We start from the raw sequence: 20,988 nt of genomic DNA, 5'->3' as shown, positions 1-20,988 counted from the left end.
TACTTCAATTAATGTAAAAATACAAAAAGGCGAACAACATATATTGTTCGCCTTTTCTTTTAGCTGGGATCACACTTGGTATAGCTTACGTAAATAATGAGGAACTGCTTCATCCGCGTTGGTACCAATGACTTCCATATTGGGTAGCAGATCTTTTAATGTCTGGTGCGCATTTTCCATAATGCAGCCTTTACCCGCCATCTGTAGCATCTCTTTGTCATTCATACCATCACCAAATGCGATAGCATCTTTTGCAGAGTGTTGCATCAGTTCAGCCACTCTCTCTAGTGCCTCACCTTTAGATACGCCCCCTGCCATCACTTCTAAGCAATTACGCAGTGAGAAACTCACATTAACCTTATCACCCCAGAGCTGATTGATTTCATTCTCTAGCTTCAGTAATAGCTCATGATCATCAGAGGTAAAAAAGACCTTACAAACATTGGTGGTCGGAAATCCTGTTTTACAATATAACTCATAGCCAAAGTCTGATTCTCGAAAAAACTCACAAGCCCCTGGCATCTCTTTATTAACATACCAATAGTCACCAGCATAAATATTAGTTTCAATTTCAGGGTGATCAAAAACCATAAGAGCCAAATCATAAGCAATTTCAGGCTCAAGATCTTGGCTAAAAATAAGGTCGCCATGAGTGTTATGCACTCGCGCACCATTAGACGTTATCATATAAGCGTTAATGCCTAACCCATCACGAATTTGAGCAACATCAACATGATGACGACCTGTTGCGAATACAAAATGCACGCCTTTATTAATAAGTAAGTGCAGAGTTTCTTGCGTATAGGGAGTTAATACATGATTAGGTGATAACAGCGTGCCATCCAGATCTGAAGCAACTATCGAATACATACACGTTCCTGATTAAAATAAATGCTTATCATAAAACTCACAGATTTCATTTAATGCTTGTGAGCGTAGCTTATCTATTTCGAACAAGATTTCATGATGCGCACCCTCAATCACCAGTGGCAGTTTTTGCTTTTCTTCTCTTGTTCTGGACTGACTATAACGTTCACAGAAAGCCCTTAGCTCTTGATTATCTACCACCTTATCATGCTCTGCTTCGAGCACTAATAGAGGGGTATTAATCTCTCCCGCATGTTCAATTAACCAATCTCCCATTTTTAGGCTTTCCCCCATCCAATGATAAGTCGGTCCGCCTAATCGTAGTTCTGGAAAATCAGCATAATAACGTAAATATCGACGATATCGCTCATGGCTATGTGTTAACACATTAAGGATAAATGGCAGTGGAAACCATTTACCTGTGGATACCGCGTAGTTATTCCTTTCAGATTGACTTTGTTCTGCTCGGTTAACTAAAAAATTAGCCACCCAGCGAGGTATGGGTAATTTAATACCAAACATCGGCGCACTTAATGCCGCAGCTTTAAAAACATGAGTTTGCTTTAGAAGATATCCCGCTAAGATAGCACCGCCCATTGAGTGAGCTAACGCAAAATAATGTTGGTATTGAAAAGGCAACACTATCGTATCAACGAACGTCGAGAAATCATCAATATAATCACTGAATTTCTCTACATGCCCTTTTTGCGTATCTTCTAATAGTCTGTCAGAAAGCCCTTGTCCTCGATGGTCGAGAAGAAAAACATCATAGCCTGAGTGAAAGAAATCGAATGCAACTTCAGGGTACTTTACATAGCTTTCACTACGGCCTGAAGCAATAACCAGTGCTTTATTGTGCGATGGTGAACGCCAATGAACATAGCGAATTTTTGCGCCATCAACACCAATAAATTCGCCCTCTTCACGCAGTCCCCAAAAATCCAATAAGACGCCGTTCGTAAATGCAGAAAACTGCTTTTCACGCGATAACCACGAATATTTAAACAGAGTGGTTGTCATTGGCTCTCCTTATTGGTGTTATTCGAAGCCCTCAATATGGTCACGGATGAGAGTCATAAAAGCGGGTCCAAATCGTTCTAGTTTTCGTTGTCCAACACCGTTTATTAATAACAGTTCATCTGGATAAACGGGGCACTGCTCTGCCATTTCAATTAATGTGACATCATTAAAGACGACAAATGGCGGAATATTTTCTTCATCAGCAATAGATTTACGTAATTTACGTAGTTTCGCAAATAATTTTCTATCGTACTGTCTATGGGCATTTTTTGTTTGTTGATTACGGCTTTTTGTCGGGCTTAATAATCTTGGTACGGCTAATTGTAATGGTACTTCGCCACGTAAGATCGGTCTTGCCATCTCTGTCAGTTGCAATGCAGAGCGATGAACAATATTTTGAGTCACCATACCTAAGTGAATAAGCTGACGAATAACACTCACCCAATGTTCATGACTTTGCGCTTTACCAATACCATAAACAGGTAATGTATCGTGTCCTGAATCTCGAATACGCTGATTATTCGCGCCTCTTAAGATTTCAACAATATAACCAATACCAAAGTGCTGACCAGTACGATAAATACAAGACAATGCCTTTTGCGCATCCACTAAACCATCATATTGCTTAGGAGGGTCAAGGCAAATATCGCAGTTACCACAAGCATTTTGTCGATGTTCATCGAAGTAGTTTAGTAACACTAAGCGTCGGCATGTTTGAGCTTCAGCAAATGCTCCCATTGCATTAAGCTTATGCATTTCAATTGCTTTTTGGTCGCTTTCTGGCTTTTCATCTAAACAACGACGCAACCACGCCATATCGGCAGGATCGTAAAATAATACGGCTTCTGCGGGCAATCCATCTCGCCCAGCACGCCCTGTTTCTTGGTAATAAGATTCAATATTTCGCGGAATATCAAAGTGAACGACAAATCGGACATTGGGTTTGTTTATTCCCATACCAAACGCGACAGTGGCAACCACAATTTGTAAATCATCACGCTGAAAAGCTTCTTGTACTTTCGCACGTTGTGCAATTTCCATTCCGGCATGATAACCCGCGATGCTTAATCCTCGTTTACTCAGACGCTCTGCTGTTTCTTCGACTTTACTGCGGCTATTACAGTAAATAATGCCTGACTTTCCTTTCTGACCACGAATAAATAGCCAAAGCTGATCAAGTGGTTTGTATTTCTCTACTAAAGTGTAGCGGATATTCGGTCTATCGAAACTGCTGATATGAATTAACGGATCACGCAACACTAGCTGATTAATAATATCGTAACGTGTTGTATTATCCGCCGTTGCCGTCAGAGCAATAATGGGAACATCAGGAAGATATTGTCTTAATAACCCTATGCCACGATATTCAGGACGAAAATCATGCCCCCATTGTGAAATACAGTGAGCTTCATCAACAGCGAGTAATGCGGGTTTCCATTGCACTAACTGATGAAGAAAACTCTCCATCATTAAACGCTCAGGAGCAATATACAGCAGTTTTATTTCACCCTTTTGACAACGCATTTGAACATCAAACTGTTCTTCACGCGTTTGGGTTGAATTTAAATAAGCAGCTTCAATACCATGAAGGCAAAGTTGATCAACCTGATCTTTCATCAGTGAGATGAGTGGAGAAACAACCACTGTCAGCCCATCAAGTAATAATGCGGGAATTTGATAACAAAGGGATTTACCACCCCCTGTCGGCATCACAACTAGACAATCTCTTCCAGTTGTAATGGTATGGATGATTTCTTGCTGACCAGGGCGAAATTGCTGATAACCAAAGGTTTCTCGCAAAATAGCTTGTGCTGATGGCATTGAATTAAGAACTTCTGCTGTGGACACACCGTTCCTCTGAAAAGCTGCTGATAAAAACTATGATGAGGAGTAAAAGAAAAGGCACCAATGTTGAAGGTGCCATCATCATTTATAGCGCTATGCTAACCCAGAACGGGGAAAATTACAGCATATCATTAAGCATCACGCCAACACCGACTCGTGTTTGACGAAAGTTATAATCAATCATTGATTCGCCATAACCACTAAATACTTGGGTATAAAAGCGCACATGCTTAGTAATTGGGTAGCTCCAACCTAATTCAGCCGCCCCATAACCACTGTTCCAGTTATAACGCCCAGTCGCAGTGATCACACTTTCGCCTAATCGATAGCCCGCTTTTAAACGGTAATATCCCATATAGCGATTAATCTCTGGATTATCATCACGTTGAGCACTTTCACTAAAGCGATACCAAGGTTTTAGATCAAGCTGTAAATTGCCTTTTTGTACCATAAAACGCGCATAAGCACGGTTCCAGCTACGAGATGTTGGATCAGAACGACCATTCGATTCGTGGTTAAAGCCGGTTTCTATTTCACGAAGAGTCCAACCTGCAAATTTATAGTCTGTTGCCCAACCTAGAAAAAGTTGCGGTTCATAGTTTGTCTCGCGGAAAGGGGCAGATTCTTTCTTATTACTTAATTGCCACCAAGAGCGTTGGGTATAAGATGCCGCTAAAACAGAGTTTTCACCCGCAATACCTCGCCATAAAGGGAAGGCCAAACTAAGCTGGAATTTCACCTCATCTTTTTTAGCCTTATTGCCCCAATCATAACTTTGAATAGCCTCTTTATTCATATCAGAGGTATCAGTGTAAATAATATAATTGGATTCATAAGGATAAAGAACAAAAGGTGAGTCGTATTCTTGTAATAAACCAGAAATGATACTGCCCTGAACAAGCGGTGCAGGAGATGATGATGCTTGTATTTCGGATGCAAATCCCCATGCTGGATAGAATAAAACCACCGCAAGTAAAGAACGGATGTAACGCATAGTTAATTATCCTGTTTCATTATTGAATAATATAGAAGTTAGTACTTACTTTAGAATTAGTTCTTATATATGTGCTTTATTACACTTTAGCGTCCATATTTTACACGTAATCGCCATTAAATCTCGTATATTTTTACACCATTATATTTATAGCACGAATGTGCAATTACGATTTTGTCATGTATTATTAACATAGTATTAACTTAATGACGTGATATCAGGGGTTCTAAAAATGGAAAAACAGTTAACATTAGAAGAGGCTCAAACACTAATTGGTCATGTTTTTGTTTATAAGATGCCCTTTAATCAATTAATCGGCTTAGAGCTAGTTCGCTTTGAACAAGACTACGCTGAAATTCAATTTCGGTATCAAGATAAACTGGTCGGTAATATTGCTCAACGTATCTTACATGGCGGGCTCATTGCTTCTGTACTTGATGTCAGTGCGGGATTAGTTTGTGTCGGTAACGCATTAACACGTTTAGCACCAATATCCCAAGAGCAACTTGAACAGAAACTCGCTAACATGGGCACAATCGACTTACGTGTTGATTATTTAAGACCAGGGCGTGGGGAATGTTTTACAGCGAGTAGCCATATTTTACGCAGTGGCAATAAAGTGTCTGTTGCTCGTGTTGAATTACATAATGAAAAACAAGTTCATATTGCCAGTGGAACAGCAACCTATATTGTAGGTTAAGCCTTTGTTAGAATTCATTGCGTGCAATGATACTTAGATTAGTATTAATTACTTGTAAAAATGCATGCCTAATGACACATTAGATAATGTCATTGGGTATGATAACCCCGTCACACTTTTCCTTTCCATCAATTCCAGAGATAGCATGAGCCAGAAAAACACGATGAAAGGCGTTTTATGTGCCTTAGGCGCCTATTTGATCTGGGGTATTGCCCCTGTCTATTTTAAAAGCATTCAAGAAGTGCCTGCAGAAGAGATCTTAACGCACCGTATTTTATGGTCGTTCTTTTTTATGTTGATTTTAATGACAATTAGTCGTCATTGGCCTTATTTACGCCAATTAATACGTCAACCTAAAAAAATTCTTCTTTTAGCACTGACTGCCGTCATTATCGCAACTAACTGGCTTACCTATATATGGGCGGTTAACCACGGCTATATGCTAGAAGCCAGCCTTGGTTACTTTATTAACCCACTGGTTAACGTACTGTTTGGCATGCTTTTCTTAAGCGAGCGTTTCCGTCGTATGCAATGGATAGCAGTAGGTTTAGCATTTACTGGTGTATTTATTCAACTCTGGCACTTTGGTTCAGTACCTGTGATTGGATTAAGCCTCGCCGTGACCTTTGGCCTTTATGGCTTACTGCGTAAAAAATTGGGTGTTGATGCACAAACAGGCATGCTGGTAGAAACATTATGGCTATTCCCTGTCGCATTAGTTTATATCTTATTTTTCACACATTCACCGACTAGCAATATGCTTGAAAATAGTTGGTCATTAAATACCTTGTTAATTGCAGCCGGTATTATTACCACAGTACCGTTATTACTCTTTACAGAGGCGGCGCACCATCTGCGTTTATCCACCTTGGGCTTTTTCCAATATATTGGCCCAACTTTGATGTTTATTCTTGCAACAATGGTATATGGCGAACAAATTGATGCAGAACGATTAGTCACCTTCGGCTTTATTTGGGTTGCACTGATCCTCTTTACACTTGATGCACTTTATACACAACGCCGTTTAAGACGCAGCTAATCCTCTAAAACTCGCTCTTCCGCTAAATTGCTGATTTGTATAAAAGCGGAAGAGAGTTTTTTCTTCTTATTCTTCTTTAATAAATGTGCACTCTTTGATATCTCCTCTGCGTAGCGATGTGAATGCCTAAATAACGTTGATATTGCGTTATGAATCAATTGAATATGGTTAATCACGATACTGTAATAGAGATTGATGCGAGGAACAAAATCACGCTGGTGTCTCAATAGCTTACAATACAAATCTTCTTCAAATTCATTGATGGGTTCACTGGGATGATAAATATCACAAAGAACTTCCTCAGTATTTTCGATCAATAATTCATTACTAGAAAAAGAGACAGGCGAAGTTCGCGAGCAAGGTGCGATAAAAGAGTAAGTATGAAAGAAGACACTAGAGAGTTTCATCAATTAATCCCATTAAGCAAGAATAGATAACGAGATTATTAAGTAACCAACTTGAACTTCCCTTAAAAAAAACACCCCAACTTATCTACCAAATAAGTAAGGGTGTTTTTTTATATGGGGTAATGCGAATTCACTCTAAATCGAGGCTTATTCCAACCGAGCAAATGCTGCCACCAGCCATTTGATCCCTTCACCATTAAAGGCGATTTGTAATCGGCAATGCTCACCGCTACCTTCAATATTAATAATGGTGCCATCACCAAATTTAGGGTGCTTCACACGTTGCCCAAGTGAATAGCCACTATCATTGCTGATAATCGGCGTGCCTAAGCGGCTATGATTAACAGGGCGTGAAACTGTTGCGCGCAAACGGACTTCTTCGACACACTCTTTAGGTAACTCACCAATAAAACGAGAAGGTCGATGGCTGACTTCTTTCCCATATAAACGGCGATTTTCAGCGTAAGTGAGTGTTAACTTTTTCATTGCTCGAGTGACACCGACATAAGCCAAGCGGCGCTCTTCTTCCAAACGTCCACCTTCATCTAGCGACATTTGACTTGGGAACATTCCTTCTTCGACACCCACAATAAAGACTTGTGAAAATTCGAGCCCTTTAGCAGAGTGAAGTGTCATTAACTGTACGGCATCTTGATATGCATCTGCTTGGCTTTCGCCCGATTCTAATGCTGCATGCGAAAGAAACGCTTGCAGTGGCATTAAATCTTCGTCTTCATCTTGATAACTAAATTGACGAGTCGCAGTGACCAGCTCTTCTAAGTTTTCAATACGGGCTTGGGCTTTTTCACCCTTTTCTTGCTCATACATCGCTTTTAAACCTGAATCACGAATAATTCGGTCTGTTTGCACATGTAATGGCATATCTGCTGTCTCAGAGGCGAGTGTTTCAATCAGTTCTAAGAATCGTTGAATTGCAGCGGTTGCACGTCCCGCCAACATTTTATGTTCGATAACCTGTAATGCGCTTTCCCATAAGGTAATTTGGTTATCTCTCGCGACTTGGCGAACAATATCTAATGTTCTATCACCAATGCCCCGTGTTGGTGTATTCACAACACGTTCAAAAGAAGCATCATCGTGGCGATTAGCCGTTAATCGCATATAAGAGAGTGCATCTTTAATTTCTTGACGCTCGAAGAAACGCTGACCACCATAGATTCGATATGGCATTGCCGCTTGTAATAACGCCTCTTCCATTATACGAGATTGGGCATTGCTACGATAAAGAATGGCACAGTCTGTTAGCGCACCGCCTTCTTCTTGCCAGCGCTTAATTCGGCCGACAACATAACGCGCTTCATCTAAATCATTAAAAGCACAATACAGCGAAATAGGCTCGCCTTCTGCACCTTCAGTCCACAAGTTTTTACCTAACCTGTCACTGTTATTGGCAATAAGCGCATTTGCAGCTTTTAGAATATTGCTTGTAGAACGATAATTTTGCTCTAATCGGATAGTCTCTGCGCCAGGAAACTCATTTAAGAAGTTTTGAATATTCTCAACTTGCGCACCACGCCAGCCATAAATAGATTGGTCGTCATCGCCAACAATCATCACTTTACCCGTTTGACCTGCCAGCATTCTTATCCATGCATATTGAATGCGGTTAGTATCTTGGAATTCATCAACCAAGATATTGGTAAAGCGATTTTGGTAATGCTCTAAAATTTGAGGTTTATTAAGCCAAAGTTCGTGAGCGCGTAATAAAAGCTCAGCAAAGTCCACCAGCCCTGCACGATCACAAGCTTCTTGATATGCCTGATATACTTTCAACCATGTCGTTTCAACAGGATTACCATAGGTTTGAATATGTTGTGGTCGTAAACCTTCATCTTTTTTACCGTTGATATACCACATGCCTTGACGTGCAGGCCATTGTTTATCATCAAGATTCATTGACTTAACAATACGACGAATAAGGCGATATTGATCGTCACTGTCAATAATTTGGAAGTCTTGTGGCAAATTCGCATCAAGATAGTGTGCGCGTAATAAACGATGAGCAAGGCTATGGAAAGTGCCAATCCACATACCGCCTTGGCTTGTACCAATTAAGTCTTCAATACGATGGCGCATCTCTGCGGCGGCTTTATTGGTAAACGTCACAGCCATAATCGAAAAAGGAGAAGCTTGTTCAACAGATAATAACCAAGCGATACGATGTACCAGTACCCGTGTTTTACCACTGCCTGCACCAGCTAACACCAGCATATTAATACGAGGTGCGGCTACAGCTTCACGCTGTTTGTCGTTAAGGCCTTCTAGCAGATATGAGACGTCCATAATTACCAATCATTTAGTGAAGAAAATACTGTGGATATATACAGAAATAGAGAGTAAGCAACAAACTAACAGGAATTCACGCGCTATGCAAAATAAAGCCTTTTTTAGCCGCGTGTATCTGTACCATTCTTACCGAATATCACATTAAACTAGTTCTATCAGTTTGCTTAAATCTGTAATTTCAATATGTGGCATTACTCTGGTTTCACCTTCTTCAAACAAACTACGGTTATCAAGGTTAATCCAGCACGCTTGCAATCCACTATTAACGGCGCCTTCGACATCTGTTACAAGGTGATCACCCACATGTAGGATTTTTTCATGTGGAAGATTTAACAGTGAAGCGGCTTTATCAAACATATCAGGATAGGGCTTAGAGCGACCATCAGGGCCAGCTTTTAAAATATGTGAAAAATACTGCCCTAGACCACAACTTAATGGGTTTGCATTACCATTTGTAATCGCAATTAATGGAATTTTCTGTGCCAATTCAGTGAGAACTTGGTGGGTATTTTTAGGCACATTAATGCGACTACGCCAATAAGCAAAGTGCGCCATAATTTCATCAGCACCTTGTTGTGCTTTGGCTTCACTGTAGTTGTAATCTAACAGCATATTTCTAGCTGCAAGCCAACGCCACTGCGTAATATCATGAAAAATATCAGGATTATTTTCTATAAGTGGCTTTTTATAGGCATTCACATCTTTTTCTGTGAAATGATTAAAACGCAGATCATATTGACGAATAAAATCCAGCGTCTCTTTTTCAGTTCTGTCCATCACTGGCACATTGTCATACAACGTGTCGTCTAAATCAAAAGTCATCGCAGCAATTGGCGTCAGAGTTCTGTAAAAGCGCATTATGATTTTTCTCTCTTAGCTCTCGGATGAGCAGCATCATAGACTTTCGCTAAATGCTGAAAATCTAAGTGGGTATAGACTTGCGTGGTCGATAAATTAGCGTGCCCTAATAACTCTTGTACAGCACGTAAATCACCACTCGATTCCAATAAATGCGTGGCAAAGGAGTGGCGTAATTTATGAGGATTCACATGGCTACTTAGTCCTTGTTTAATACCCCAAAGTTCAAACCGTTTTTGTACACTTCGCACAGATAAGCGCTTACCGCTTTGGGTTGAGATAAAGACAGCTTTATCCTCAGGTGCATAGAGCTCTCGCATCGGAAACCAATTTTGTAACCACTCTATTGCTTTTCTTCCTAACGGCACTTTTCGCTCTTTACTTCCTTTACCTAAAACACGAACTTCACCTTCATTTATGTCGATATCGCTCATGTTTAAGTTAGTCAATTCTGATAGACGCAATCCTGCACCATACATCACTTCCAGCATGGTTCTATCTCTAACAGAAAGGGGATCTTTTAAGTCGATATTCATCAATTGGCTAACTTCATCGACATCCATATTTTTAGGAAGATGACGACCAGATTTAGGCGTGCGAATACCTTTTGCTGGATTAACCTCTAACATTCCCTGTGCTACTTGCCAATCAAGAAAGCTCCGTAATGCCGAAAAGCGCAAAGCAAGGCTAGTCGGTTGTAACCCACTACGATGACTTTTCGCTAGTAACATACGTACATGTTGGCTTTCAAGTGATGCCCATTGTGTGATTTTCATTGCCACCATCATTTGTGCTAATGCGGTCAGTTGGCGATGATAGTTTTCTACTGTGACAGGACTTAATCGGCGTTCAACTTGGATATAACGCAGGAATTGCTCAATAGCGATGGTGAGTGTTTCTGGAATATCTATTGGTTGATTCATTGCCTTGCAATCCAACGAAGTAACAATTCTGGTAAAATATGGGCGAGCTTATCAAGCATCACTGTTCCCATTCCTTCCTGAAAATGTTGGTTATCTCGGCTATTAAAAATAATCACCCCCAAGTCACCATAATGCCCTAGCAATGAGAGCGCAACGGAACCTGAGCGTCGTACATTAGGCATCAATAGCATGATCTCTTGTCCATTTAACGTACCTAAATAGTGATTATCATCGCCCATACGCTGAATACGAAAATGTTCAAACGCTTGGCGAGATAAGGGGAGATCTTGTGCATCTAGAGGTGGCTGTAATTGCCAGCGATCGGTAAATAGGCGTAATTGAACTGAATAAAGTCCTAATCCCTTAGCCCAAAGGTTTAAGCGTTCTAGCATTTCGTGAAGAGAAGCACTGTTGGATAATTCAGAAATTAATAATAAGAGTTGGCTGAACAGTGCTTCATTTTCGGAGGCTTGTTCTATCAACAAACGCATATCTTCTTCAAGGTAATGGATGCGGTTACGCTGGCGCGACATTATCCATTCGACTAAAGAAACGGTTCCTCTGACGGGATGAGGAACTTGCATTTGCTCAATATAACTTGCATTACGGATAAAAAAGCCAGGATGCTCCCTGAGGTAACGGATCACTTGTTGATCATTAAGTTCGTTTGTTTCAGGGCAACAGAACTGCTCATTTTTATCCGTCATACAGATAGCCTCTCAAAAAATAATATTATAACTGAATGATCCCATCATAAATATGTGTCGCAGGCCCAGTCATATAAAGAGAGTTACCCTCTCCTTTCCATTCAATTAGCAACGATCCACCCGGTAAGGTGACTTTCACTCGTTTATCTAATAAACCTTGTGAAATACCAATTGCGACAGCTGCACAAGCTCCGCTACCACAGGCCTTCGTTTCGCCGGCACCACGTTCAAACACCCGCAAATGAAGATTATTTCTGTCTACGATTTGCATAAAACCAATATTAGCACGTTCAGGGAAACGTTCGTGTTGCTCTAACACAGGCCCTAACAACTCAACTTCTGCTGTTTTAATGTCTTCAACCTGAATAACGCAATGAGGATTTCCCATTGAAACCACACCGCATAATACAGTGCGCTCCATTGCCCTGATAATATAGGTTTTTTCTGCCTTTTGTGCACGGAAAGGGACTTTTTGAGGTTCAAATTCAGGTTCACCCATATTGACGCACACATCGTCATTATCCATAACATGCAAGGTCATTCTGCCAGACTGTGTACTGACTTTTATCTCTCTTTTGTTTGTAAGACCTTTTAATCTCACAAATCGAGCAAAGCAACGAGCACCATTACCACACTGCGTAACCTCACTTCCATCTGCATTAAAAATACGATAATGGAAGTCGAGTTCGGGATCATAAGGTGCTTCAACCACCAATAATTGATCAAACCCAACACCAGTATGACGATCCGCTAATCGACATATTAATTCTGGTGAAAAATAAACATTTTGAGTCACAGCATCGACCACCATAAAGTCGTTACCAAGACCATGCATTTTTGAAAATTGCATCTTGCCCCTGCCTGAAACGAAGTTACCGTCTCTAAGATTGACTAATTGGTCTGAGTTGAGGCGCTCTCAACTTGCTGGGTTGGCTGGGATGACTGTGTCATTTTTGCCTGAGTATCTTCAGGAGGGAAATAAAGAGGGCCTTTCAAGCCACAACCAGAAAGAGAAATCAGTGTTATTATAGCAAGAGTGCAACGTAAATACGTTTTCATTCGAAATCTGCCTGTCATTTATTTGGTTAATATCCTCTATAATCGCAGTTAGATCTCGAAAAGCAAATAGGAAATGAAGATGAACGACAGTGAATTTCACCAATTAGCTGACGAACTCTTGTCAGAAATAGAACAAACTATTGATAATTATGAAGGTGACGCAGATATTGATTGTGAAATTAATGGCGGTGTAATGACATTAACCTTTGAAAATAATAGTAAAATTATTATTAATCGTCAGGAAGCGTTTCATCAAGTTTGGTTAGCAACACGCTCTGGTGGCTATCACTTTGATTGGAAAGATGAACAATGGATTTGTGATAGAAGTGGCGGTGAATTTTTAACCATGCTAGCACAAGCGATAACAGAACAAAGTGGGGAAGTGTTTTCTTTCTAAGAAGCGCAGTTAGCTACAACCGTTAACTACAATAATGGGAGCTATCAAGGCTCCCATTTGTATTAATTGGCTTGTACTCAATTAAGAGTGTTGCACTGCTTTATAATCTGTAAATCCGTGGGCAACAACATTCATCTCAGGTTGAGCTTCTTTACTTCCCAGATCGGATAATTTACCAAAGGACCCGCCAGCAAAAGGTAACACTTGCGTTGATCCTTCCACTTTCACAATTTGATAAAACTGCGGCAGATTAAAATTAATAAAGCTTGAGCCGTATGTGAATCGGTCATGAGATGAAGAGTAGAAACGGCTAACATCTTTCACTAACTCTTCTTTACTTCCCTCACAGTGGGAATAAATTTCAACGCGATTTGCTTCATCTAAGATATAGATATTAAAGACATTATTATCTTCTGTGGTTTCAAAGAAGAATTGAATAATCCCTTCGCAAGCAAAACCATCGATCACCGCAGGTAAATAGCGGGCATCTTTATCTAATTTTACCGGCAACCCATGAAGTTTGTTATATGAAATTGCACCATAAAATTCGATCGCATTTTCTAATTTTTGTACCGACACATTGAGGCGTTCAAAGAACAATCCCCACGTTTGCCCAGCAATGCGTAAAGCTTTAAAACGGCCCGGTTCCAAACGATTTGTGGATAAACGTAATTCAATACATTCTGAGACTAACTGCTGAACACGAGTACGAATTAAACCACGCAAATGTTGGCTATAACAAAATACTTCAACAGAAGCAGGTGGAGCTGCATCCTGGTGCATTTTACCTAAAATCGTTTTTAGCGATTCCAACATAGATTGCGTGCCACTGAAATGAAGGGTTCTAACCTCATTCCAAGAGTTACGATACAACAAATCAATGCTACCAATAAGACACTGCTCTTTTTCACCGAAACTAAAGACATCCAATTTTCTAAAATCAAAGTGAACCACTTGATCAGAAAAACTCTCTGTTGGATCAGTTTCCAAATTAACAATAATTGCGAGATGTCGAATTTCACAAGGGCTATACAGTGCTTTCGGGGTTGGTGCAGGTAAACGAATTGGGAAATGGCTCGACATATCCCTAACTAATTCATGCAGTTTAATTTCATCACAAGAGGATTCTCCTTGATGAATATAAACTCGAGACTCTTTCGTTAACAACCCATTAAAGTAAGACCATGCCACTAATTTATTTAAATAGCGGTTATATTCTAATGGTTGATGCCCAACGATATTTTCAAAATCAGGGGCACGATTATATAAATACCATCCGCTACGATTTGCTCGGCCTTGTGGTACATAGATAAAGGTTAAATTTGATTCTGATAAATCAGGTGATATCTGTGGATTAACCAGTGTGACTTTACCTGGCAATGCCTCAAACGCAGCATAAAGTTTGCGAGTTAAGACACCTATATCTTGCGGGCTTGCACTAACACTTAAGTTATTACGACGCGCAAAACGAATAAGATTACGATAACTTTGCATCATCGTATCTAATAATTCATTGTGTGCATCGCGCACTCGCTCGATTTTCCAACTATCACGTGTATCGAGTATCGTTAAGCGCTCATTATCCCATTGCCATTGAGTGACTAGTTGCGATAAGACTTGTCGTCTCCAACCTTCAGGTTCATTTTGTGTTTTTTCATTAGATAATTTTTCACACACTTTCAGGTAGAAACAGCGACGGATAAGATCAAGGCGGGTTAAATCATTGATAGAAACCAAATAGCGAGTGACACGCTCAAGCATCATACAATAAGCATCTAAACCGTAATTGACGATTTCGCCGCGGTGTAGATGTTGTTTCATTTCTAATGCCAGCAATTTCCCATTAGGGTAGTCCGCTGAATAGGCTTCTAATAAAATACTTTTTAGTACCGCTTTATAAGGTGAATCGACACTTTTATAGAGTTGCCATAAACTTGCGCCAAAGTACTCCTCAGCAGAAAGTTCACCTAATCCCCCTAGATCTAGCCACTCATTTGGCGTTAATACACCTTGAGCATAAAGGGAGTTAACATATTCGTCATAATGATGCTCTTCTTCAATAGGCACCATTGCCCATAGCAAGCGCTTACCTGCTAGGCGTACTGCTGTACGATAAAACTCATCAAGTAAAAGAATATGTTGGGTAGAGCCACAATCTTCTCCACCTAAGCTACCGCTTGCATGATGACGAAATCTATTTTCATCAATTAAGAAAAACGTAACATCAATACCAAGTTCGCCAGCCCATTGTTCAATCAATTGGCATTTGCGTTGTAAAAGTGCACGTTCATCTTGATCCAGCCATGATTGATGGCAGACCCAAATATCAATATCAGAGCAGTGACTTTGACCAATAGAAGAAGTACTCCCCATTGAATAGATGCCAGTAATTGGCAGCTCTCCATTGGCGTATCCATTCATTGGCTCATCACATAATGCGTTAACCAGCTTATTCGCCCATTGACGTTGCATGTCATCAGGTTCAAAGAAACATGTGCCGTGAGGAACATTTCCTTGTATGTAGCCGGGCAACTCAGGATGGTGGTAATGCAATAAAACAGGAATTAAACCATAGACCTGTTTAAAAACATCACACATCGATGCAAATGCTCGTTCCAGTCTGAGTTGATTAATCGCATCCAGCCGTTGCTTCAGTGTTTCAATATAAAGATACAAGAGTTTCGCCTGAACAATACTAAGAAGATAGTAGAATCTGAGTTTATAAGTGACCGAGGTTGAGTTAGGTAATATTAATAGATAAAACTTTACTAACAAAATCTTGGAAACGTGATCAATTTAACACCTTGAGCTCAAGGCGTAAAGAGGAACTCAAAATATAGCACCAAGATCTAAAAGTGATATTTAAGCGCTTAATCGTGTAAAGCCACCAAATAAATATCATTATAATCATAAAGATACGTTATTTTTCTCATAAAAAAAATGATAAAAAAAATCTCTCAATCCTCCCTTTACCCCACAAAAACCCCTGTTTACTTGATGATGAAACTGAAAATAAATTTTGACAAAACATAAAAAATAGATAAAAAAGCAAAAAACAACAGCAACCGATTGATAATATTAGGTTATTTATATTTTTTGATTATTTTTTATGTTTCAGATAGAAATAAGAATTCTATTTTTAATATTTCGATAATAATATTTAAAATAATATTTAATTTTTATTAATTATTTATTTAATTCAAAAATAAATTCTTTTCTTTATTTTAATTATTTCTCCTTCTTTTATTTAATAATAATTTTGTTAAAATTTATCGTGTTTTTATATATTAAAAAATAATAAGAAAGATAAGAGAATTTAAAATAATGGTTGTTTTATCAATATGTTCAGATTAAATATGATATTTACATCATCTTCCACTTACTGGATGTTAATGAAATTGACTTAATGTTTTATTTTTGTAAATAACCACACTTTTTATATAGATATAAGAAGAATAAAATTCTAAAAATAACTAAACTCAATAGCATTCATTAATAATTTACTTATTTTCTATTTCCTTTTTCTTTTTTTCTTTTTCGATGATGACCTCATTTCTTTCATTGTAATCACGACACAAAACGCCTTAACTGGAAAATTGAGCCTTAAAGTGTTAAAACAATGCCTTATTTCTAAACAAAAATACCGCTAATCGCTCGGAAGAGATAATACTATTATGTCAAAAAGTACCATCCGTATTGCTACCCGCCAAAGCCCCCTTGCTATGTGGCAGGCACTTTATGTGAAAGAACAACTACAACTTACTCATCCAGGTTTAGTCGTCGAATTAGTACCGATGGTCACTAAAGGTGACATCATTCTAGATACACCTTTAGCTAAAGTAGGCGGCAAAGGGCTATTCGTAAAAGAGTTAGAACTTGCTCTACTTGAATCACGTGCAGATATTGCCGTTCACTCAATGAAAGATGTTCCTATTGATTTCCCAGAAGGTTTAGGGTTAGTTACTATTTGTGAACGCGAAGATCCTCGTGATGCTTTTGTCTCTAATCATTATGATTCTTTAGAAGAACTGCCAGCAGGTAGCATTGTAGGTACATCCAGTTTACGCCGCCAATGCCAATTAAAAGCGCAGCGTCCAGACCTAATTATTCGTGATTTACGAGGTAATGTAGGTACTCGCTTAGGAAAATTAGATAATGGCGATTACGATGCCATTATTCTTGCCGTTGCTGGCTTAAAGCGCCTAGGTCTTAACGAACGCATTCGCACACCATTATCTGCTGAGCAATCCTTACCCGCGGTTGGACAAGGGGCTGTTGGAATTGAGTGCCGCTTAGATGACAATGAAACTCGCCAGCTATTAGATGCGCTCAATCACACTCGCACCGCAATTTGCGTTAAAGCAGAACGTGCAATGAATACTCGTCTTGAAGGCGGTTGCCAAGTTCCTATTGGAAGTTATGCCATTTGGCAAGAAGACAAAATTTGGTTACGTGCTTTAGTCGGTTCTCCTGATGGTGAAACTATTTTACGTGGCGAACGTTTAGTGACTCCAGAAGATGCAGAAACTGCGGGGATCTCATTGGCTGAAGAGCTTTTAGATAAAGGTGCGCGAGCTATTTTAACCGCCGTGTATCAAGGCAACACACCTGCATGAGTATTTTAGTCACTCGCCCCAATCCAGCAGGAGAGGCATTAACTCAGCGCTTAATAGATGCAGGGAAAACAGCCTTTCAAGCACCTTTAATCGAGATCACCGCAGGTCGTGAACTTCCTTTATTAGATGCTAAACTAAAAGAATTAAGGGCGGGTGATTGTGTATTTTTACTTTCCAAAAATGCGGTGTCATACGCAAACTGGCAGCTAAATCAATTACAACAATCATGGCCAGATACGCTATCCTATTATGGAATAGGTCAAAGCACAGCGAAAGATTTCCAACATTTAAGCAGTCTTCCAATTTGCTACCCTGAGCAAGGAGAAACCAGTGAAGATCTTCTTGAACTTCCTGCACTTAATCAGGTGAAAAACAAACGAATATTACTGCTTAGAGGTAACGGTGGTCGTGACTTACTCGCAACAACATTGAGTCAACGAGGCGCGATCGTTGATGAATGCGAATGTTACCAACGCCTATTTATTAATTATTCCCCTGAAGACTTTGCGCTTCAATGGGAAAAAGCACAGGTTGATACGCTTGTTGTCACTAGCGGTGAAATGTTACAACAACTCTTTGATCTGGTCGCTGAATCTAAAAAAGCATGGCTGTTAAACTGCCATTTACTTGTGGTCAGTGAACGATTAGCAACAATAGCAAAAACATTAGGGTGGGAAACCGTCACCGTTGCTGAAAGTGCCAATAATGATGCTTTATTTCATGCATTAATATAGAACCTAAATGAGACGCCGATATGACGGAACAGAAAAATACGAATGATAATGACTTGCCAAAAGATGCAGCTAAAGCTGATGAGAATGTCCGCTATCAGGAAGTCAAACCTGTTAATAACAAGCGCTCAGGTCTAATTGGAAGTGCTGTTGCTATCCTTGTTATTTTAGCAATCGGTGGTAGCCTTTATTATTACACCAATCAACAAGCTTCAAAGCTGAGTGTAGAAAATCAATCACTCAAATCTGAGCTTGCCCAATTACAACAACTTCAAAATACTTATCAACAACGCTTTGACAATATTGATAGCATGTTTAACTCACAAAAACAGACTATCGATAAATTACAAAACGAGCGCCAAACAACAGAGCGTCAAATTCAAGATCTACAAACACGATTTGCCGCTATTTCCAGTGCAGACGTTAAAAGCTGGTTATTAGCTCAAGCCGATTTTATGGTGAAAATGGCTGGCCGTAAGTTATGGAATGATCAAGATGTTGTGACCGCTGTAAGTTTACTGAAAGGTGCCGACAGTAGCTTAGCAGAAATGAACGATCCGAGTTTACTTGAGATCCGTCGTGCTATTAATGAAGATATCAGCAGTTTAGCCGCGCTCACCAAAATTGATAATGATGGCATCATCTTACAATTAAACCAGTTAGCGAATCAGATTGATAATCTCCGTTTAGCAGGTTTAGAGCGTAACGGCTCACCGATGGATAAAAACGACGAAACCATTTCAGGTTCACTTTCTGATTGGAAACAAAATCTAAGTAAGAGCTGGAAAAGCTTTATGGATGATTTTATTACCATTCGCCGTCGTGATACCGCAGCCGTTCCTTTATTAGCACCTAACCAAGATGTCTATTTACGTGAAAATATCCGTTCACGTTTATTAATTGCATCTCAAGCCGTACCTCGTCACCAAACTGAAACTTATCAGCAATCTCTGGAAGCGGTATCCACTTGGGTACGAGCTTATTTTGATACATCTGATCCAAGTACAACCGCATTTTTAGATACGGTATCTGAATTAGAGAAACAACCTATTACGCTTGCAATGCCATCGGAATTGAAGAGCCCGACACTGCTAGAAAAACGCGTAGAAAAGCAAATCCGCAATCTACTGGCACAAAATGAGTATGCAGAACCACAAATGGCTGAAGCGCAAGCTGTTGAAGCCCAAGATGCTCAACCTGTAGAGGCTGATAGTGCATCAGAAAGCGTACAAGATGCCGCAGCTGATAGCGCAACGACTGATACACCAGTGACACAACAAGGAGAATAAGCTTATGTTAAAAATACTGCTCCTTTTTGTGGTGCTTATTGCTGGCATCATTTTTGGCCCACTCTTAGCAGGCCATCAAGGTTATGTGCTTATACAAACTGATGATTGGGATATTGAAACCAGTGTGACCAGCCTTGTCATTATGTTTGTTTTACTGCAATTGGCACTGTTACTCATTGGTTGGAGTTATCGCCGTTTTATTGGTACAGGCTCAAAAGCATATAGTTGGTTTTCTTTCCGTAAACGTAATCGTGCACGCAAACAAACCAGCATGGCATTAATGAAATTAGCGGAAGGTGATTTTAAAGAAGTTGAAAAACTGATGAGCCGTAATGCGGATTATGCAGAACAACCTGTTGTAAACTACCTATTAGCCGCAGAAGCCGCACAACAACGTGGTGATGAGTTCCGAGTTCAGCAACACCTTGAGCGTGCAGCTGAGCTTGCCGATACCAATCAGCTTCCTGTTGATATCACACGAGTGCGTATTTTATTAGCGCAAAACGAAAATCACGCAGCGCGTACAGGGGTTGATGAATTATTAAATCAAGCACCACGCCATCCAGAAGTATTACGTCTTGCAGAAGTTGCTTATACACGAACAGCAGCTTGGCAAGCATTGCTTGATATCATTCCTTCTATGCAAAAAATTGCATTACATACGGATGATGAACTAGCGCAATTACGCCAAAAAGCCTATATCGGTATTATGGGACAGAAAATGTCCGAAAATGGCTGCGATGGACTGAAAAATTGGTGGAAAGCGCAGCCGCGTAAAGTTCATCACGATAATGCATTGCGTGTCGTTTTAGCAGAACATCTTATTGAGTGTAACGATCCAGATACTGCTCAAACGATCATCTTAGACGGCGTTAAACGTCAGTATGATGAACGATTGATCTTACTATTACCTCGTTTAAAAAATACAGATGCCAATGTTATTTTGAAAGTGCTCAATTCATTAATTAAACAACATGGGCCAACGCCATTACTCAATAGCACATTAGGTCAGATTGCAATGCAACAAGGGCAATGGGCTCAAGCTGAAGAGGCTTTCCGTAATGCGTTAAAACAGCGTCCTGATGTTCATGACTTTGCATGGCTTGCTGATGCATTAGATAAACAGAAAAAATCTGAAGAGTCGGCGAAAGTGCGTAAAGATGCTTTATTAATGACACTGAAAAAAGACTCTGTCATTTTTGAAGAGCCTAAAAAAAGCAAGTGAGCTC

19 protein-coding genes are annotated in these 20,988 nt (G+C 39.8%); 7 read left to right on the top strand and 12 right to left on the bottom strand.

Features of this window, described 5'->3' with window-relative positions; translation table 11 throughout:
* Nucleotides 1-69 precede the first annotated feature (69 nt).
* From yigL to pldA, 4 genes are all read right to left on the bottom strand, one after another.
* Nucleotides 70-870 (bottom strand): sugar/pyridoxal phosphate phosphatase YigL, encoded by an 801-nt coding sequence (yigL, locus tag AB4J89_RS16655; protein WP_088494013.1) that lies wholly within the window; start codon nucleotides 868-870, stop codon nucleotides 70-72.
* A gap of 12 nt (nucleotides 871-882) precedes the next feature.
* Nucleotides 883-1,887 carry a lysophospholipase L2 gene (gene pldB / locus AB4J89_RS16650; RefSeq protein WP_088494014.1) on the bottom strand — a complete coding sequence of 335 codons (1,005 nt, stop codon included), beginning with the start codon at nucleotides 1,885-1,887 and terminating at the stop codon, nucleotides 883-885.
* 18 nt (nucleotides 1,888-1,905) lie between these two features.
* Complete coding sequence (recQ, locus tag AB4J89_RS16645) at nucleotides 1,906-3,735, bottom strand: ATP-dependent DNA helicase RecQ (protein ID WP_088494015.1); 1,830 nt, start codon at nucleotides 3,733-3,735, stop codon at nucleotides 1,906-1,908.
* 115 nt (nucleotides 3,736-3,850) lie between these two features.
* The gene (gene pldA, locus AB4J89_RS16640; protein WP_088494016.1) at nucleotides 3,851-4,726 is read right to left on the bottom strand and encodes a phospholipase A; all 876 of its coding nucleotides are present in this window, start codon (nucleotides 4,724-4,726) and stop codon (nucleotides 3,851-3,853) included.
* 232 nt (nucleotides 4,727-4,958) lie between these two features.
* Here pldA and AB4J89_RS16635 point away from each other — a divergent pair, with 232 nt between their 5' ends.
* Together AB4J89_RS16635 and rarD are read left to right on the top strand one after the other, a co-directional pair.
* Nucleotides 4,959-5,426 (top strand): thioesterase family protein, encoded by a 468-nt coding sequence (locus tag AB4J89_RS16635; protein WP_075672777.1) that lies wholly within the window; start codon nucleotides 4,959-4,961, stop codon nucleotides 5,424-5,426.
* Between the two features lie 145 nt (nucleotides 5,427-5,571).
* On the top strand, nucleotides 5,572-6,465 hold the full coding sequence (gene rarD / locus AB4J89_RS16630; RefSeq protein WP_088494017.1) for an EamA family transporter RarD: 894 nt from the start codon (nucleotides 5,572-5,574) through the stop codon (nucleotides 6,463-6,465).
* Here the strand turns inward: rarD and AB4J89_RS16625 are convergent.
* The 7 genes from AB4J89_RS16625 to AB4J89_RS16595 form a co-directional block, all read right to left on the bottom strand.
* Nucleotides 6,462-6,872 carry a hypothetical protein gene (locus AB4J89_RS16625; protein ID WP_088494018.1) on the bottom strand — a complete coding sequence of 137 codons (411 nt, stop codon included), beginning with the start codon at nucleotides 6,870-6,872 and terminating at the stop codon, nucleotides 6,462-6,464. The two genes, rarD and AB4J89_RS16625, sit on opposite strands and share 4 nt — an antisense overlap.
* A 147-nt stretch (nucleotides 6,873-7,019) precedes the next feature.
* Entirely contained in the window at nucleotides 7,020-9,176 is a 2,157-nt protein-coding gene (gene uvrD / locus AB4J89_RS16620) for a DNA helicase II (RefSeq protein WP_088494019.1), read from the bottom strand.
* A gap of 144 nt (nucleotides 9,177-9,320) precedes the next feature.
* Nucleotides 9,321-10,037, bottom strand: coding sequence for a 5-amino-6-(5-phospho-D-ribitylamino)uracil phosphatase YigB (gene yigB / locus AB4J89_RS16615; RefSeq protein ID WP_088494020.1), 717 nt, complete (start codon nucleotides 10,035-10,037; stop codon nucleotides 9,321-9,323).
* Nucleotides 10,037-10,960: a tyrosine recombinase XerC gene (xerC, locus tag AB4J89_RS16610; protein ID WP_368469987.1), complete on the bottom strand. Its 924-nt coding sequence runs from the start codon at nucleotides 10,958-10,960 to the stop codon at nucleotides 10,037-10,039. The genes yigB and xerC overlap by 1 nt, the downstream gene beginning before the upstream one ends.
* A complete protein-coding gene (locus AB4J89_RS16605; protein WP_088494022.1) occupies nucleotides 10,957-11,667 on the bottom strand; it encodes a DUF484 domain-containing protein in 711 nt (236 codons plus the stop codon). Before AB4J89_RS16605 ends, xerC begins: the two co-directional genes overlap by 4 nt.
* 25 nt (nucleotides 11,668-11,692) lie before the next feature.
* A complete protein-coding gene (gene dapF, locus AB4J89_RS16600; RefSeq protein ID WP_088494023.1) occupies nucleotides 11,693-12,517 on the bottom strand; it encodes a diaminopimelate epimerase in 825 nt (274 codons plus the stop codon).
* A 41-nt stretch (nucleotides 12,518-12,558) separates the two neighbouring features.
* Nucleotides 12,559-12,726 carry a lipoprotein gene (locus tag AB4J89_RS16595; protein WP_071788576.1) on the bottom strand — a complete coding sequence of 56 codons (168 nt, stop codon included), beginning with the start codon at nucleotides 12,724-12,726 and terminating at the stop codon, nucleotides 12,559-12,561.
* Between the two features lie 79 nt (nucleotides 12,727-12,805).
* Between AB4J89_RS16595 and cyaY the strand changes: the two genes are divergently transcribed.
* Nucleotides 12,806-13,123 (top strand): iron donor protein CyaY, encoded by a 318-nt coding sequence (gene cyaY / locus AB4J89_RS16590; RefSeq protein WP_349474637.1) that lies wholly within the window; start codon nucleotides 12,806-12,808, stop codon nucleotides 13,121-13,123.
* A gap of 81 nt (nucleotides 13,124-13,204) precedes the next feature.
* Here the strand turns inward: cyaY and AB4J89_RS16585 are convergent, their stop codons facing one another.
* A complete protein-coding gene (locus AB4J89_RS16585; RefSeq protein ID WP_088494025.1) occupies nucleotides 13,205-15,799 on the bottom strand; it encodes a class I adenylate cyclase in 2,595 nt (864 codons plus the stop codon).
* 998 nt (nucleotides 15,800-16,797) lie between these two features.
* On the opposite strand from AB4J89_RS16585, the gene hemC reads away from it, so the two are divergent.
* Genes hemC through hemY form a run of 4 tightly spaced genes read left to right on the top strand, consistent with a single transcriptional unit; the run spans nucleotide 16,798 to nucleotide 20,984 of the window.
* Nucleotides 16,798-17,739, top strand: coding sequence for a hydroxymethylbilane synthase (gene hemC, locus AB4J89_RS16580; RefSeq protein WP_088494026.1), 942 nt, complete (start codon nucleotides 16,798-16,800; stop codon nucleotides 17,737-17,739).
* Entirely contained in the window at nucleotides 17,736-18,473 is a 738-nt protein-coding gene (gene hemD / locus AB4J89_RS16575; protein WP_088494027.1) for a uroporphyrinogen-III synthase, read from the top strand. The genes hemC and hemD overlap by 4 nt, the downstream gene beginning before the upstream one ends.
* A gap of 20 nt (nucleotides 18,474-18,493) precedes the next feature.
* Nucleotides 18,494-19,759 (top strand): uroporphyrinogen-III C-methyltransferase, encoded by a 1,266-nt coding sequence (gene hemX / locus AB4J89_RS16570; protein WP_368469983.1) that lies wholly within the window; start codon nucleotides 18,494-18,496, stop codon nucleotides 19,757-19,759.
* A gap of 4 nt (nucleotides 19,760-19,763) precedes the next feature.
* Nucleotides 19,764-20,984: a protoheme IX biogenesis protein HemY gene (gene hemY, locus AB4J89_RS16565; protein ID WP_270756075.1), complete on the top strand. Its 1,221-nt coding sequence runs from the start codon at nucleotides 19,764-19,766 to the stop codon at nucleotides 20,982-20,984.
* Nucleotides 20,985-20,988 lie beyond the last annotated feature (4 nt).

The sequence above is a fragment of the Proteus sp. STS61-E genome, from assembly GCF_040932335.1.
GTDB lineage: Bacteria > Pseudomonadota > Gammaproteobacteria > Enterobacterales > Enterobacteriaceae > Proteus > Proteus mirabilis_B.
Note: the sequence above shows the minus strand (reverse complement) of the source record. Positions and strands in the feature narration are given on the sequence as shown.